The sequence below is a fragment of the Enterococcus canintestini genome (genome assembly GCF_001885735.1).
Taxonomy (GTDB): domain Bacteria; phylum Bacillota; class Bacilli; order Lactobacillales; family Enterococcaceae; genus Enterococcus_C; species Enterococcus_C canintestini.
On record NZ_JXKG01000010.1, the window covers coordinates 24,061 to 40,467 of the forward strand.

Here is a 16,407-nt window from a genome sequence, read left to right on the forward strand (position 1 = left end):
TTTAAGGACAAGTAAGAGTAGCCAAGTGGTAATTACTGCTAAATATGCAAAGCATTTTGAAACGAGGAGATGAAAACAAATGGACGATAGTAGTTCGAAGAACATGGGTTTGCAGAAATGGGGAAAACAAACTAAAAGGCAATTATTGTCTATTTGTTTTTAACTCCTCAGCTCTCCAAACCCTAGCTCAGGAGGTTTTTTTATGAAAACGCTAGGAGAATTTGTCCTATTTTTAGGGATAGGAATTTTATTGTGGCGAATGTTTATTGGAGAGAAGGAAGAGAAGATGGAAAAGAAAAAACTAAAACGAAATAGTGTTAATTATGAATTAATGGCCAAAAAGACAGTAAACAATCTTTTTGAGACATTTCAAAGTTCCAACAGAGGATTATCCTTTGAACAAGCTGAAGACCAAAGAGCAAAATATGGGGATAACAAAATTGCATATGGAAAGAAAATGCCACTTTTCATTGAAGCACTAAAAGCGTATATTACGCCATTTACTTTGGTTTTAATTGGGCTTGGGATTACATCATTTGTGACAGATGTTGTTATTGCATCTCCTGAAGAACGTGATTTTTTTGGTAGTGGGATAATTTTTGCGATGGTATTAATTAGTGGTACTATGACTTTGATTCAGTCGGTTCGTTCTAATCAAGCTGCAGAAAAGTTGAAGTCTTTAGTTAAAGTGACAGCTACAGTTAAACGAGAAAATCAATATGTTGAAATTCCGATGTCAGAAATTGTTTGTGGGGATATTGTAAAATTAGCTGCCGGAGATATGATTCCGGCTGACATGCGTCTTGTAAATACAAAAGATTTATTTATTTCACAATCAGCTTTGACAGGAGAGAGTTACCCGGTCGAAAAACGTGCCGAAGCACTTATCACGAAACGTAATACAGAAACTAGTTATGAAAATATGGTGTATATGGGAAGCAATGTAGTCAGTGGAAGTGCTAAAGGAATTGTAATTGCGACTGGCAATCAGACATTATTTGGAAATATCGCAGAGTCATTAGCTAGTACACCGGTTAAGACCAGTTTTGAAACTGGTATCAAAAAGACCTCATTTGTGTTTATTAAATTTATGGCATTAATGGCACCAACCGTAATCATCATCAATGGGTTTACTAAAGGTGATTGGCTAGAAGCGTTTTTGTTTGGACTTTCAGTAGCTGTCGGTTTAACTCCAGAAATGTTACCAATGATTGTGACTACCAATTTGGTTAAGGGTGCTACTGTTATGGCAAAAAAAGGCACTGTCATTAAAAATTTGAATTCCATTCAAAACTTTGGCGCAATCGATGTTTTGTGTACGGATAAAACAGGAACTCTAACGCAAGATAAAATCATTTTAGAATATCATTTGGACTTAAATGGTAATGAAGATGCGCGGGTTTTACGCCATGCTTATTTAAATAGCCACTATCAGACTGGGTTAAAGAATTTATTAGATGTTGCGATTATTGAAACGGCTAGGAAGCAATTGGACACAAATAAAATTCGTTATAAAAAGGTGGATGAAATTCCTTTTGATTTTGAACGTAGAAGAATGAGTGTAGTCGTAGAAGATCCAAGTGGAAAAACACAAATGATCACAAAAGGCGCAGTCGAAGAAATGCTGCAAATTGCTAGTTTTGTTGAGATTGACGGCAAAATTACGGCATTAACACAAGCGGTTAAACAAAAGGTTTTAGAAAAAGTGAACGAGCTAAATGAAGATGGCTTGCGGGTAATTGCCGTAGCTCAAAAAACTAATCCAAGTGTTGTTGGTGAGTTTTCGATTTCTGATGAAGCTGAAATGGTTTTAATCGGCTATTTAGCTTTTCTTGATCCACCAAAGGAAACGACAAAACAAGCATTGGAAACACTAAAAAATCACGGTGTAGATGTCAAAGTCTTAACCGGTGACAATGCATTAGTAACAAAATCTGTCTGCCAACAAGTGGGACTAAAAGACGAAAATATTATTAGTGGAGAAGATCTTAGTAAAGTATCGAAGCAAAAACTAAGTAAATTAGTGGAAGAAAACAATATTTTTGTAAAGCTAAATCCACAGCAAAAACAACAAATTACGACTGTTTTAAGAGAAAACGGTCATACTGTAGGTTTTCTTGGGGATGGCATTAATGATGCGCCGGCAATGAAAGCCGCAGATGTCGGCATTTCGGTGGATACAGCAGTTGATATCGCCAAAGAATCTGCAGACGTTATCTTATTGGAAAAAGATTTAATGGTCTTAGAGCGTGGAATTATTTTGGGTCGCGAAACTTTTGGCAATATTATGAAGTATATTAAAGCGACTGCAAGTTCTAATTTTGGCAATATGTTTTCAGTTTTAGTAGCTAGTACTTTCTTGCCATTTTTACCAATGTTGCCATTACAAATTCTCTTTTTAAATCTTATTTATGATATCTCATGTGTTTCAATTCCTTGGGATCGGATGGATAATGAGTATTTAGTTACGCCAAAACGCTGGCAAGCTAAAACAATTGGAAAATTTATGCTATGGTTGGGCCCAACAAGTTCTGTTTTTGATATTACTACGTATTTATTAATGTATTTTATTATTTGTCCGGCTGTAATCGGAGGAAACTACCATACATTAAACCCACAACAACAACTAGCTTTTATTGCTCTCTTCCACGCTGGCTGGTTTGTGGAGTCACTATGGTCTCAAACGCTTGTCTTACATGCATTACGTACACCTAAAATTCCATTTATTCAAAGTCGTGGCTCGTTTATTATGATGACAATCACTTCATTAGGAATTTTAATTGGTTCTATTTTACCTTTTACAACATTTGGTCACAATTTAGGGCTCGCGATATTACCAACGAATTACTGGTTATGGCTAATTCTGACGATTATAGCTTATCTTACATTAGTTACGTTAGTTAAACGATTTTATATTGGGCGTTACCAAGAATTATTGTGAGCATAAAAAGTAAAGTTTATAGACAATGAAAATACAGTATAGCAAAAAAAGGAGTCTGTTATTAACAACTCCTTTTTTGCTAGCTTAAATTATAATTTAGTGTCTTTTTGCTTTTGTATTAACGATTACTGTCAAATTAAGAAATTGGTAGTCATTCAATTCGTTTATCAATTAATCCCACTTGAAAGCCAGCTGCAATTTTATCGGTACGGGATGGATGGACAAGCATAAATTTATTCGTTACTTTAACAAGAGGATTATCAACTTCTGTGGTTAATGGGGTATTTGTCCCTTTAATTAAAGCAATTGCCTGTTGGTAGCCATCTTCATTTGTTTCAATGGGACTGTAATGTAAAGTTGTACTGAATAGTTCAATTGCAGTGCCTTTTTCTAGTAAAAAACTTTCCATTAGAGTTGCATCGTAAGTATTATCTACAATATCGTAACGATGCCCTACAACCAAAATTGCGTCAGTAAGTGCGACAATTACTTCACTACCTTGATGAAATTCAATGGCGGTGATTGCTTTGTTATGTCCAGCGCCAGAACCAAACTGAATTGGTAAGCCTGCAAAAATATTTTTTTGCACCCAATCAAATTCTGGTAAAGCTTCAATTGCTGGGACTGAAGCGAGATATTGATTTCCTTCTTTTGGTGTGGCGATCAGCTTTTTTTCTTCCATCGTGATCACCATATTGCTAAAATCGTATTCTGTTATAGTGCGGCCATAAGTTTTAAAAGATGGATCTTGAGTTGTTTTCATTTTTTACTCCTTTCTTCTTTCCTTTTTATTTTACTCCCAAATGTTTTTATTTGCATTAATTTGTTTGGTTTATAATATTTTTAGTTTTATTTTGTTCGTTTTTATCGATTGATACGATAAAGATAGAAATCTGAGCTGATATATTTACTAATAAAGTAGAATATTTTTTTAGTCCCATACTACCCTCTTAATGTGAAAAAAATAACTTTTGTCTCATGAAAAAAATTGAAAAATCTTGATTTAAAACTGATGAAGCAAAAACAAAATTTAAAATTCTCATTGACATTAAAAATGGTGGTTATTTAAATAAATTTCTCTCAGTTAATTATTCTTGAAATTTATAAATGAAAAGAATAAACTAGTCCCTGTGAATTTTCAGAAAAATTTATCTATTTAAAATACTGAAGCAAAAGGAGCTTTAATATGGAAGAAAAAACTTTTATGGGGCAACCACGAGGGCTTGCGACGCTTTTTTTCACTGAGATGTGGGAACGATTTAGCTATTATGGTATGCGGGCAATTTTACTTTATTATATGTACGATGCTGTCACAAATGGTGGTCTGGGTTTACCAAAGGCAACAGCTGTGGCGATTATGTCTATTTATGGTTCAATGGTTTATATGTCAAGTATTGTTGGGGGCTGGATTTCAGATCGACTTCTAGGTTCTCACAAAACAGTCTTTTATGGCGGTATTTTCATTATGTTTGGCCATATCGTTTTAGCAACGCCATTTGGCTTAGCAGCGCTATTTATTTCAATGATTTTGATTGTAATTGGCACAGGGATGCTAAAATCAAATGTCTCCGGCATGGTTGGGCATTTGTATTCTAAAGAAGATTTAAGACGTGATACAGCTTTTTCGATTTTTTATATGGGGATTAATATTGGTAGTTTAATTGCGCCGATTATTGTGGGGACTTTAGGTCAAAAAGTTAATTACCACTTAGGATTTTCTATTGCTGCTGTCGGTATGTTTTTTGGGTTAGTACAATATCGTCTGCAAGGGCGGAAAACCTTAGCTAACGTTGGGGTAGAAGTCGCAAATCCACTTGTTGGCGCAGAACGAAAGAAATTTTTCCGTAACCTATTTATCGCATTGATCGCTGTAGTTATTATTTTTGGTGGAGCAGCGTTAACCAATCATTTAGACGTTGACTTTTTCATTGATAGTGTAAGTATTTTAGGTGTTTTATTGCCTATTTATTATTTCACTACGATGTTACGTTCAAAAGACGTAACAGCAGATGAAAAGAAAAAAGTATTGGCATACATTCCTTTATTTTTATCAGCGATTGTATTTTGGTCACTAGAAGAGCAAGGTTCTTCTATTTTGGCTTTATTTGCAGCGGACCGTACCCAAGCAACTATCTTTGGAATTACGATTCCTGCTAGCTTATACCAAACTTTAAATCCATTATTTGTTGTGCTATTAACACCTGTGTTTGTCTGGTTATGGACAAAATTGGGTAAAAAACAACCAACAACAGAAGTGAAATTTGCAATTGGCTTAATTTTAGCCGGACTATCTTTTGTATTATTAATGTTTCCAAGTTTAATTTATGGTGTAAATGAAAAAGTCAGTCCATTGTGGCTAGTCGCTAGTTTCTTTATTATGATTGCAGGTGAAATGTGCTTGTCACCGGTTGGCTTATCTGTGACTACAAAATTAGCCCCTAAAGCGTTTGAAGCACAAACTTTAGCAATTTGGCTATTAGCAGATGCTTCTTCACAAGCAATTAATGCTCAGATTACGCGGTTTTATTCACCTAGTACAGAAGGTAGTTACTTTGCAATAGTTGGTGGGGTGGCAGTAATAGTCGGTATTTTATTATACAGTGCAAAAAAACCTATTCGTCGCTTAATCGGCAATATTCACTAAAATGTATTTTGTAAAAGAGATTGAAAATGATTTAAAAATCATTTTCAATCTCTTTTTTTGCATACTTGCATTTTATAAAAAGAATCTTTTCTTATGGCTGAAATACTTTGAATTCTTTGATTTTAGGCAATTTGTGAAATAGGAGTTTTACCAGTAATAAAATTATTTTTTTTACTTTCAGATTTTGAAAAGAAAAATCGTCTTAAGAAATTCTTAACATTTTATTCTGTTTTTTTATTTATATAAAAGGAGCGAATTTTTTAAATAGAACCGCTATTTTTCTTTTCTTTTAATTAATTCCTCATAGACTGGCGACGTCATGGTTTAATGGGGTTGTTGAAAGACAATTCCAGTATAGATTAGAAAATATATTCAATTTAATTCACAAATTTTTTGTTTTTTTATAATTATTTCTGTATTTATGAAGTACACTTTGTTTAATATTTTTTTCAGTAAATGCTATGATTTTTATAGAGATTGATCAAACGTAAACGTTTTAGATGAACGTTTAAATAAAAAGTGAAAGGAGTTTTATTTATGGGCTTATTATGGTCGTTAATTGTTGGAGGTGTCATCGGTGCGATTGCTGGTGCAATTACCAACAAAGGTTCTTCAATGGGGATAATTTACAATGTCATAGCTGGTTTAGTTGGATCGGCAATTGGCCAAGCGTTATTTGGTAGCTGGGGACCTGTGATTGGCGGAATGGCAATCATCCCTTCATTAATTGGAGCAGTAATTTTAGTTGCCGTCGTGTCCTTTTTCTTCGGACGAAAAGCAGCATAAAAAGGATGTGATTGTATGCGAAAAAGTATGAAGGTAGTCTTACTTTTAGTTATCTTTTTCTTGTTCTTTCCCTTAATGCATACGTTAATTACAACGCAATATGTTGCAAATCTATCGTTTTCATTATTGCCTTTTAATGCTTATCCTTTTGTGGGTAGTGTAATGGGACAGTTTCTATTTTGGACAGCTGCTGGATTGTTGATTTTACTTGTCATTTGTATTTTTGTAATAATCTTTTTCCCAAAAGTCAGCAATCAATTAGAAATTGAGACTGAAAATGGTAATTTAACGATTCAGAAAAAGGCGATTGAAAACTATGTCTTAACAGCAGTGAAAGAAGAACCATTTATTGCCAATCCAAATGTTAAAGCGGTAATTAAGAAAAAGAAAATTAAAATCTACGTTAGTGGTCAAATGCGCAAAGTCTTTCAGACAACGCAGCGACAAAAAGTTTTGTCAGATAAAATTAAAAATGATTTAAACCAGTTATTCGGTGCCAAACAGGAAATCGTAACCGATGTTGTCTTTAAAGATTTTCGTGAACAAAAATACGAAGATGACGAACCAAGAGTTCAATAGGAGGGATAATAATGAAAGAATTAGTCGCACAATATAAATATCCTTTGATTTGCGGAGCCCTTGGTTTATTATTGGCAATTTTAATCCTTACGATTGGCATTTTGAAAACATTGCTTTTAATAATATTTACAGCAATTGGTTTATACTTGGGCTTTTATCTGCAATCAATTGGATTTTTCGAACAATTTCGTTCAAAAAATAAAAAATAGGTAATAAACCGCAAGTTCGGTTAAGAAATATTTAGGAGGAATTAAGCATGGAAAACAAAACACCAAACATGAAACCAGAAACAAAACCGGTAGCACCAAAACCACCAGTAGAAAAAGCAGAAGGAATTAAAGGTGAATTGACTTTTGACGATAAAGTCGTTGAAAAAATCATCGGGATTGCTTTAGATGAAATTAGTGGTTTACTAACTGTTGATGGCGGCTTCTTCTCCAATATCGCTGGAAAATTAGTAAATACAGATAACCCAACTTCAGGTATTGATGTAGAAGTTGGTAAAAAACAAGTTGCTGTTGATCTTTCAATTGTAGCTGAATATGGTAAAGATATTACCAACATTTACGATCAAATTAAAGAAGTTGTCGCCCGTGAAGTTAAAAAGATGACAGGTTTAGATGTGATTGAAGTAAATGTGGATGTTGTAGATGTAAAAACAAAAGCACAACATGAAAAAGATTCTGTAACTGTTCAAGATCAATTGTCAGATGCAGCGTCTGCAACTGGTGATTTTGCTTCAAAACAAACTGAAAAAGCCAAAGCAGCGTTAGGAAAAGCTGGCGATAAAGTCAGTGATGGCGCACAAGATGTAAAAGAAAATGTCCAAGAAGCAAGAGAACCACGCGTTGAATAAAAATTAGTAAAGACTATCAGCCAGACTGGAAAGAAAGTGATATTTTCTTTCCAGTCGCTTTTTTTATAGCTAAAAGGAGCGATGATTTTTACATAAAGTAAAATGAACACATCTAGGTTATTATTTGAGAGCGGGTGTGAAAAAAGTTTTGTCACATCTCCTATTTCCGAATAAACGTGTGACAAAAGTAGCTTTTTCGGGGGTTCTATCTTATTTCTTGAAACTGGTCGCTTCTGTCACAAACTTTTATGCTTTTATTTGTCTAACTTTCTGAGATAGCGTAACATAAAAGTAAACGAAGACAGGAGGGGAAAAATGGAGAGTGAAGTCAGTGATTTTTTGGAAAAAATTTTTACTGAAATAATTGATAATGTCAAAGATCCTAATCAATTAACTGGTAAAAGTGGTATATCTGTTATTTTGTTGATGCTTTTAATCCTTTTAGAATGGTTTTTTAAAAAGTTTTGGCGTAAAATCATTACCAATATTAAGCTAGTAAATGTCGTGAACACACTGACTCATTTTGTCTTACGTTTTTTCTTTTTGATTAGCTTATTAGGCTTGTGGTTAAATGCGCTTGATGCACTTATCATTTTACTCGTCTTTATTGGTGTCATTATTTCGTTATCTATTAAAGGGTTAATCAGTAATCTTGCCGGCTGGTTTTTAATCGTTAATAAACATCATTTTCGAATTTATGACCGCATCGAAATCGATACAATCAAAGGAGAAGTAATTTCCGTTGGGCTATTGTATTTTACGCTAATGGAAATTAGTAATTGGTTTGAAGCAGAAGCACCAACTGGCCGTACAATTAAAATTCCAAATAGTAAAATCTTAACGACAGCTGTTTACAACTACAATGATGTGACTCCTTTTGTTTGGAAAGAAATTAGCTATTTATTAGCTTTTGAAAGTGATTGGCAAAAGGCGCAAAAAATTATAACGGATATTCTCTTAACTTATTATCAAAATTTTGAAAAAGAATATTTAGCTGATCCGTTATATAAAGAAGTTGTGTTAAAACAATTACAACTTTTTGATGGCGAGTTAAAACCGGTTCAAATTGTGGATGTGAATGAAAATGGCGTGCTACTAAAAACACGTTATGTAGTTTACTACACAAAAGGGACAACGGTTGCGACTAAATTACATCAAGAAATATTATCGGCCCTCCAAGATGCTGCTATTCAAATGGCCGGTCAACGCATGTACTTCATTAAAAATAATGAGAGCGTTAGTTAAGGTATCTTTTTACTAAGAATGCTACCAGTATTGTCTACTGGCTTTGAGATGACGTTTTTATTATATATAGGTGGCGCTGTCAGCTATTTCATTTTAGCTTCAATGAAATAGGAGTTTGTTCCGATGTTTCTTTTTGAGATTTAGGAAATAAATTAATTTAGAAATAGATCAGGATTAGTGACTGCAAATAAGTAGATTAGCTACTGTTTTTTGCGGTCACTCTTTTTAGACTGAACATTAGGATATTAAAATGTTAAGCGAATTTCCTATATTTCATAAAAAAATTTTTTGAATTTGACTTTCGCTAAGTTAATAAAAACAAATTGATTTTTAAAGCGTTTTTATAAGCCGTGAGAACAGACAGATAAAGTAAACTAACTTATAATAAGTAAATCGAAATTCTTTTTTTAGAAAAACGATAATTGTCACAAAAAATGTTAATGGAATTATTTGGGGGTATTTGATGACTACTGTATGGATCATAGCTGTATTGCTGGTTTTTGCGGCGTTACTTTTTGTTTTTTGGCGCCAACAAAAAAAACACTTGAAATTTTCAACCCGCGTTTTTGTAGCACTTTTTGCCGGTATCATTTTTGGCGGGGCACTACAATTAATTTTTGGAACTAAAGATGCCGTTGTAACTGGTGCTTTGGAATGGATTAAGATTGTCGGAAATGGGTATGTCAGCCTCTTACAAATGCTGGTTATGCCACTTGTTTTTGTCTCGATTGTTTGTGCTTTTACCCGCATGAAAGAAAGCAATAAATTAGGGAAAATTAGTTTTACTGTCTTGGCTACCTTACTTGCAACCACCGCTGTTGCAGCTTTAATAGGGTATACAAGTATTGTATTGTTCAATTTAGATGGTGCTTCTTTTACACAAGGTGCAGCTGAGTCTGCGCGGATCGCTGAGTTGGCAGAACGCCAAACGCAAGTACAAAACTTGTCGATTCCACAACAAATCTTATCTTTTATCCCGACGAATGTCTTTGCTGATTTAGCGGGAACTAGAGCGACAAGTACAATTGGTGTAGTTATCTTTTCTGCTTTTGTTGGAGTCGCTTATCTTGGTGTGAAAAGAAAAGCGCCTAAAGAAGCCGAGTTTTTTGCAAAATTAATGGATAGTCTTTATAAAATTGTGATGCGGATTGTAACATTAGTATTACGCTTAACACCATACGGCGTCTTTGCATTAATGACTAATGTGCTGGCATCAAGCGATTTTGCTGCGATTGTCAATTTAGGTAAATTTATTCTTGCTTCTTATAGTGCTTTAATTGTGGTCATGCTAGTTCATTTACTAGTTTTAAGTTTTGTCAAAGTAAACCCAGTAACGTATTTGAAAAAGGCAATGCCTGTTTTGAGTTTTGCTTTTACCTCACGTTCTTCAGCTGGCGCGATGCCGTTAAACATTGAAACACAAACCAAAGCTTTTGGTGTGGACGATGCGACTGCTAATTTTGCGGCAAGCTTTGGTATTTCCATTGGGCAAAACGGTTGTGCAGGCGTTTATCCTGCGATGTTAGCCACTATTGTTGCACCAACTGCAGGAATAGATATTTTTAGTGTCCAATTTGTATTAATGTTAGTAGCAGTCGTGACAATCAGTTCATTTGGTGTTGCTGGTGTCGGTGGCGGTGCAACTTTTGCTTCCTTAATTGTTTTAGGTTCTTTGAATTTACCAATCGCAATTGTTGGTTTGGTTATTTCTGTTGAACCGTTAATTGATATGGCACGGACAGCAATTAACGTGAGTGATGCAATGGTCGCTGGAATTGTAACTTCTACACGTATTAAAGAAATCGATCGTAAGGTGTTAGAAAATCCAGATGCTGTAATTGATACACAAGCATAGTTTAAAAGAATAAGGAACTACAAGACTAAAAAAGTTAGCCACAAAGGTGCAACTTTTTTAGCCTTTTTTTGTGAAAAGGAAATTTGAGTGTTATATTGTTTTACAGCGACAGTCTAATTCTCCATCGTGTTAGAGGATATTTTTTGGGGAAATATAATGATATTTCTGCTTTTTTATCAGGTTTTAGAAATTTTATTTCGATGTCTATGTTATAATTACTTTGCTTTAAATTGGAAGCTGACTTACATTGCTGGATTTTAAAGCTAGAGAAGAGGTTATATTATGTACAGAAGAGAACTTCTAAATGATTGGGATAAAAAAATTATGGAGTTTCTCCGCTATCTTACCCAAAAAGGAAACCATGCCACAAAAAAAGAAGTTGCTGAAAAACTGTCACTTACACGTCCAACTCTGTTAAAACTGGTGGCAGATATTCAAGCGATTTTTAAAAGGATGGACGGTTTTAATCTAACGGCTTCTAATCACGAATATCACTTACATATTGATTTAACGCAAAATTTAAGTTTTATTACTAAGTATCTGATGCTCTATTCTCGCAAGTATAAAATTTTAAAGGAAATTTTTGAGCAAGAAAACGTCAATATCCATTACTTTTGTGATTCCAACGGTCTAAGTATCGCGACTTACTATGCTGAAATTAGAGAACTAAATGAATTGATAGCTGAATTTAATCTGATTATAAAAAATAATCAAATTCATGGTTCAGAACTGCAAATTCGTCACTTTTTTAGCTCTTTATTTTTTCATACTTTACCTGTGGAAAAAATCGAGTCTTTCCAAGGGCGATTGTTGCCAGTTGATTTTGTCGTAGATTTAGAAGAACAGCTGGAAATTAGAGTAAACTATTCCTTTTTACATGAATTGACGATGTACTTGTGGGTAGTAAAAGTTCGAACAGAACGTAAAAAGGATTATTCAACCAGTGAGTCGGATTTTGTTGAAGAGATTCGCAATTTGGGGAATCGTGAGAGTTTTGTAGCAGGAATAAAAGCGATAAAGAGTTTTACAATTTTACAAGATTTATGTCAAAAGTATTTGCCCTATTTTCCCAGCCAACAAGATAGTGAGATTAGTCGCTTGATTTGCTTTTTTATGAGCCATCATTTTTCTTCTTCAGATTCATTATTATTTAGAGAATTGAATGCATTAGGTCGCTATCATAACTTTGTTAGTTACAATTTTGTTCAAACTTTTTTTGATTTAACAGAAACTTCTGCAGCTGAAAATGAGTACATTGTATACAATGTACTCAAGTCTATTTGGCAGAATATTTTATTCAAAGGGCAAATTATGATGGATCAAACGATCTTTTTTAATCGTTATCTCGATGAATTAGACGCTATCAATCAAAAAAGACAGTTTGAACAACTTATTTTGCAACTAGAAAATCGTTTTCCTGAGTTATTTAATTATCAAAAAATTATGGATCCACTAAAAGGGGATCTAGGACGTGCTTTTCTATATTTACAAGAAAAAAAAGAAGCGTTGTATCGTGTAGGTATTTATTATGTGGGTAATCAGTTACTTGCTCGTCAAATGACAGATTATTACTTATATGAGTTAAATAAGTATCCTAATTTATATGCCACTGCTTGGAATAAGGATAGTCAATTTGATATTGTGTTAAGCAATTATGAAATTGGTGATTTAATTAAAAGTGAGCAACTGTTTTACATTAATGTTTCTCATCCGGATTTAAATATCCAAGAAATACTGCAGTATGTTAAACAAGATAACAGCAGATAAATTAGGTTAGTGCTAAGTAAACAATAAAGGTCACAAACTTAAGTAAAATGATTTTAAAGTTGAAACAAAAATTGAGGGCTGTGAATTATTTTTGAGCTGATGCGTTTTTTAGCCATTTATACCCGCGCATGCAAATATAAAATAAAGAATAAAAGAACTTCTGTTGTTTTTTCGTTTTTTACGAGGGTATAAAAAATAAAAAAACTTTTCTTCTTGATCGATTGTTAAAATTTTATTAGATGAGGAGGAGTTATATGAGAAAAACAAAATTTACGAAAAAAATGATTCTTAATAAAGCGGCAAAATTTGTTCAGGCATATGGCTTTGATGAATTAACAACTCGTAATTTGGCTGATTATATGAAGATGAGCACGCAGCCGATTTATAAGCAGTTTGATTCGATGGCGGATTTAAAACATGAATTAGTAGCGAATTATTTTAAAAACCTCCATTATGATTTTCAAAAGGATTTTCCAAATTCTCATGGCTTAGCCGATTTTGCGCAGCATTTTGTGCTGTACAATCAAAAATGTTATGACTTGTTTTTACATATCTTTTTTTATCCTAAAAAGAAACGAAGTACTTGTCAGGCCATTCATGATGTTTCCCATCAGTTTTTTTATGAATTAATTCAAGCTGACCCACAATGGTGTCACTTCGATTCAAAAGCAAGACGACAACTAGAAAATAAATATTTTTTGCTGCTGATTGGTAGTGTGATGACGCATCGCCGTTTTATGGAAATGAAACAAGAGAGTAATTTATTGCTTCATCTAACGAGTTTAGTAGAAAATCTAAATCAAGTTAAAGCAGCATAGCGCATAAAAAGCCTGCTGAATTACGCTTAAACATGAGGAAAGTTTAGCTTTGTTTCTGGTTTAACGACAATTCAGAAACGGGCTTTTTTGTTGCGATTAATTCTCATAAATGGGGGTTTTTCTAATAGAGGATACGAGGATGATTGTAAAATGATTATTTTTTGCTAAGCTAAATGAGAAAGTAGTTAGCAAAAATATTAGTCAGGAGTGATTTGATGAATTTAAGGTCATTGTTAAATAAAAGTATGTTACGTCATTTGCGCTTAATCGAATTATTGTATGAAACAAAACAAGGACTACCTACTGATCGCCTGATAGCGGAATTGCGCTGTTCTTTGCCTGTTTTACTAAATGATATTCGCCTAGTCAATGAAGAACAAGACGTTGCGACAATTGAGAAGTACAAAGGCTTATATCAACTAAAAGTTCAAAAAAATTCTCCTGTCAGTAGATTATATGCTGAATTTTTACAGCGATCGTCAGAGTTTCAAATTTTTGAAGCATTACTTTATGAACAACATGAAAATATTACTGAATTAGCGAGTGATTTATATTTAAGTATTTCCAATACGCAACGCTACTTGAAGAAAATTCAACTTGTCTTAAAAGAGGCAGATATTGAGCTAAAACATCGTCCTTTGCGCTTAGAAGGTAAGGAGAGTGTGATTCGGCAATTATATTATCGTTATTTTAACGAAAAACATTTTCAAATGGGAATTAATTTACCAAAATTAAAAGAAGAACATCAAGAGGTAATTTTTGCATTTGTAACAGATTTTCTAGTGAAAAATAATTTTCCTGTTAAACATATTTTTATTCAGCGCTTGGCTTATAATTTTTATATTAGCTTGTGGCGTATGAAAAATCAGCATCATTTTCCCAAATGGCAATTAAAAAATGACTTTCTTCAGTTACCACTAACGACCCGATTTATCACTTGTCAGCAGTTAGTAAAAGAGTATTTTGATTTTTCTTTAGATGAAAGAGGCTGTCAGGATGCTTTTTGGCTTTTATATAGTGATAGCTTGATTTTTAGTGAAGAACAGTTGGACTATATAGTAAAAAACAATGAACGAGGTAAAGTTCATTACGATATTCATGAGCAATTAATTACACAATTGAATGCAGCATTTATCAAACCTTTGACACAAAAAGAACAAGTTCAACTGATTTGTACTTTACAAAACTCTTCTTTTTTATACGCTACTAAAGGAACGTGTGTAAATATTCTTCGTTTAGATAAAGAAAGTTTTGTTTTAGCAATGGCAAAAACTTATCCAGTCGGCGTCGCTAAAATCACAAGGTTAGTTGAAGACATTACAGCGCAATATTATTTCTATTTCGAAAAAGATTTTGTAATTTCCTATGTCTATTGGATTTTAACCACTATACCAGACTGGGTGGAACGGATTTCGTGGGGGCAAAAAAGAATTAAAATTTTATTACTTTCCAATTTGTCACCAACTGCCGAAAATTATTTGGCTAGTCAAATAGAGAAAAAAATATATGGTGATTTTGAAATATACCAAGGAAACCACGAAACAACAACACTTTTTCAAAACCTTGAGGCGTACGATTTAATCTTAACCACAGAAGACTTAAAGATTCCTTGTTCGGTGCCACTACTGCCCATTGACTCCTATTTATCTTGGCAAAATATCGCTTCAATTCAAGAAATAGTTAGTGAATTGATTGAACAATGTAACGTCGAACAAAGAATTGTTTCTTAACAGAGGCTACAATTCTAAAAAATAAACCCTCAAAATGTCAGACGTGGTCCTACATTTGAGGGTTAAGGTTTGAAATTAAATTTAGCCCGATTTATTTTTTTAACTGAAAATCGAGTGTAACCGGATTGTGATCAGAATAAGCAAAAGATGTATTAACTACAGCTACGTTTTTAACTGCAATATTGTCTGAAACAATGAAGCCATCAATCAATGTGACAAACGTTTTACCTTCTTTGTAGGGTTCATTTAAATTTCTGGCAGAAGGAATTTTTGCGGTCGCTAAATTTTCTGTCGGGATATGAAAGCCTGGTGGTAATTGATCTTTTGGAAATGGATGTGTCCAAGTCAATGGCTCTTTGGTAGTGCCAAAAACAGTTGGTGCATTGCCCAAAATGTCATGATTAAAATCTCCTGCGACTAAAACATAGTTGTCTTTTTGATATTCCTGGGTTAAAAAATTAGTTAGTTTTTCTAATTGGGCTTTTTGGACAGCTTTATTTTTGGTATAAGCAGAAAGATGAATATTAATGACTACCATATCTTTACCATTTTCAACAGGTGATCTTGTGACGGTAAAAGCACGGTCATAATCTAAAATTTTCGTTACACCGGTATCAATCGGCAGTTGATAGCGCTTGGCATTTGTTAAAGAGCTCTTACTTAAGGTCACTAAACCAGATTTTGTTTTTCCAATCGGTTGGGTAAACGGATAAAAGAGATAAGGGGAGTCATAATTAACCCCATAAACGGTATTATAATTTCCAAATTTTTGTTGGAGAAAATTCACCTCATTGACATGGTAGGAACGATCCCCCGTTTCATCAACCTCTTGATAAAAAATAAAGTCTGGATTTTGTGCTTTTACGGTTTTGGTGATACCCCCAAGATTTTTATATATAATACCCTTACTATCGGCTCGTGACTGCGTTCCACCGTCCATAAAAAAACTATATGTTGGTGGATAAGAAGCATAACCAATATTATAAGTTAAGGCGCGGTATGATTTTTCTGTTGCTAATTTTTTTGTTTGTCTTATTTTGACCGTTAAATTTTGATTATCCGGAATGCGATGATAACTTAAAAATACGTAACCCAGATAACCAATTATAACGACAAGAAAAATGCTAATGAATGCTAAAATTATTTTGAACCATTTTTTCATGTACTTACCTCCCAGTTTATCCTA

13 protein-coding genes are annotated in these 16,407 nt (G+C 33.6%); 11 read left to right on the plus strand and 2 right to left on the minus strand.

Annotation, left to right across the window (positions count from 1 at the left end; all coding sequences use genetic code 11):
* Window positions 1-286: 286 nt before the first annotated feature.
* On the plus strand, window positions 287-2,941 hold the full coding sequence (mgtA, locus tag RU96_RS07255; RefSeq protein ID WP_071864929.1) for a magnesium-translocating P-type ATPase: 2,655 nt from the start codon (window positions 287-289) through the stop codon (window positions 2,939-2,941).
* A 151-nt stretch (window positions 2,942-3,092) separates the two neighbouring features.
* Here the strand turns inward: mgtA and RU96_RS07260 are convergent, their stop codons facing one another.
* On the minus strand, window positions 3,093-3,704 hold the full coding sequence (locus RU96_RS07260; RefSeq protein WP_071864874.1) for a DUF4867 family protein: 612 nt from the start codon (window positions 3,702-3,704) through the stop codon (window positions 3,093-3,095).
* Window positions 3,705-4,127: 423 nt separating this feature from the next.
* Here RU96_RS07260 and RU96_RS07265 point away from each other — a divergent pair, with 423 nt between their 5' ends.
* From RU96_RS07265 to RU96_RS07310, 10 genes are all read left to right on the plus strand, one after another.
* Window positions 4,128-5,585, plus strand: coding sequence for a peptide MFS transporter (locus RU96_RS07265; RefSeq protein ID WP_071864875.1), 1,458 nt, complete (start codon window positions 4,128-4,130; stop codon window positions 5,583-5,585).
* Window positions 5,586-6,122: 537 nt separating this feature from the next.
* On the plus strand, window positions 6,123-6,371 hold the full coding sequence (locus RU96_RS07270) for a GlsB/YeaQ/YmgE family stress response membrane protein (protein WP_071864876.1): 249 nt from the start codon (window positions 6,123-6,125) through the stop codon (window positions 6,369-6,371).
* A gap of 15 nt (window positions 6,372-6,386) precedes the next feature.
* A complete protein-coding gene (gene amaP / locus RU96_RS07275; RefSeq protein WP_071864877.1) occupies window positions 6,387-6,950 on the plus strand; it encodes an alkaline shock response membrane anchor protein AmaP in 564 nt (187 codons plus the stop codon).
* A gap of 11 nt (window positions 6,951-6,961) precedes the next feature.
* Window positions 6,962-7,159 carry a DUF2273 domain-containing protein gene (locus RU96_RS07280; protein ID WP_071864878.1) on the plus strand — a complete coding sequence of 66 codons (198 nt, stop codon included), beginning with the start codon at window positions 6,962-6,964 and terminating at the stop codon, window positions 7,157-7,159.
* A 47-nt stretch (window positions 7,160-7,206) separates the two neighbouring features.
* Window positions 7,207-7,806 (plus strand): Asp23/Gls24 family envelope stress response protein, encoded by a 600-nt coding sequence (locus RU96_RS07285; RefSeq protein ID WP_071864879.1) that lies wholly within the window; start codon window positions 7,207-7,209, stop codon window positions 7,804-7,806.
* Window positions 7,807-8,121: 315 nt separating this feature from the next.
* Window positions 8,122-9,051, plus strand: coding sequence for a mechanosensitive ion channel family protein (locus RU96_RS07290; RefSeq protein ID WP_071864880.1), 930 nt, complete (start codon window positions 8,122-8,124; stop codon window positions 9,049-9,051).
* Window positions 9,052-9,514: 463 nt separating this feature from the next.
* Window positions 9,515-10,906, plus strand: a complete 1,392-nt coding sequence (locus tag RU96_RS07295) for an L-cystine transporter (protein WP_071864881.1) — start codon at window positions 9,515-9,517, stop codon at window positions 10,904-10,906.
* Window positions 10,907-11,188: 282 nt separating this feature from the next.
* Complete coding sequence (locus RU96_RS07300; RefSeq protein ID WP_071864882.1) at window positions 11,189-12,673, plus strand: helix-turn-helix domain-containing protein; 1,485 nt, start codon at window positions 11,189-11,191, stop codon at window positions 12,671-12,673.
* A gap of 254 nt (window positions 12,674-12,927) precedes the next feature.
* On the plus strand, window positions 12,928-13,491 hold the full coding sequence (locus tag RU96_RS07305; RefSeq protein WP_071864883.1) for a TetR/AcrR family transcriptional regulator: 564 nt from the start codon (window positions 12,928-12,930) through the stop codon (window positions 13,489-13,491).
* A 215-nt stretch (window positions 13,492-13,706) separates the two neighbouring features.
* Complete coding sequence (locus RU96_RS07310) at window positions 13,707-15,221, plus strand: AcpB/EbpR/MafR family transcriptional regulator (RefSeq protein ID WP_071864884.1); 1,515 nt, start codon at window positions 13,707-13,709, stop codon at window positions 15,219-15,221.
* Between the two features lie 91 nt (window positions 15,222-15,312).
* Here RU96_RS07310 and RU96_RS07315 read toward each other — a convergent pair whose 3' ends face one another.
* Entirely contained in the window at window positions 15,313-16,383 is a 1,071-nt protein-coding gene (locus RU96_RS07315; RefSeq protein WP_071864885.1) for an endonuclease/exonuclease/phosphatase family protein, read from the minus strand.
* Window positions 16,384-16,407: the final 24 nt, after the last annotated feature.

Coding starts and splice junctions, on each gene's coding strand:
- mgtA (WP_071864929.1), top strand. CDS start 287: ATGGAAAAGAAAAAACTAAAACGAAATAGTGTTAATTATGAATTAATG.
- RU96_RS07260 (WP_071864874.1), bottom strand. CDS start 3,704: ATGAAAACAACTCAAGATCCATCTTTTAAAACTTATGGCCGCACTATA.
- RU96_RS07265 (WP_071864875.1), top strand. CDS start 4,128: ATGGAAGAAAAAACTTTTATGGGGCAACCACGAGGGCTTGCGACGCTT.
- RU96_RS07270 (WP_071864876.1), top strand. CDS start 6,123: ATGGGCTTATTATGGTCGTTAATTGTTGGAGGTGTCATCGGTGCGATT.
- amaP (WP_071864877.1), top strand. CDS start 6,387: ATGCGAAAAAGTATGAAGGTAGTCTTACTTTTAGTTATCTTTTTCTTG.
- RU96_RS07280 (WP_071864878.1), top strand. CDS start 6,962: ATGAAAGAATTAGTCGCACAATATAAATATCCTTTGATTTGCGGAGCC.
- RU96_RS07285 (WP_071864879.1), top strand. CDS start 7,207: ATGGAAAACAAAACACCAAACATGAAACCAGAAACAAAACCGGTAGCA.
- RU96_RS07290 (WP_071864880.1), top strand. CDS start 8,122: ATGGAGAGTGAAGTCAGTGATTTTTTGGAAAAAATTTTTACTGAAATA.
- RU96_RS07295 (WP_071864881.1), top strand. CDS start 9,515: ATGACTACTGTATGGATCATAGCTGTATTGCTGGTTTTTGCGGCGTTA.
- RU96_RS07300 (WP_071864882.1), top strand. CDS start 11,189: ATGTACAGAAGAGAACTTCTAAATGATTGGGATAAAAAAATTATGGAG.
- RU96_RS07305 (WP_071864883.1), top strand. CDS start 12,928: ATGAGAAAAACAAAATTTACGAAAAAAATGATTCTTAATAAAGCGGCA.
- RU96_RS07310 (WP_071864884.1), top strand. CDS start 13,707: ATGAATTTAAGGTCATTGTTAAATAAAAGTATGTTACGTCATTTGCGC.
- RU96_RS07315 (WP_071864885.1), bottom strand. CDS start 16,383: ATGAAAAAATGGTTCAAAATAATTTTAGCATTCATTAGCATTTTTCTT.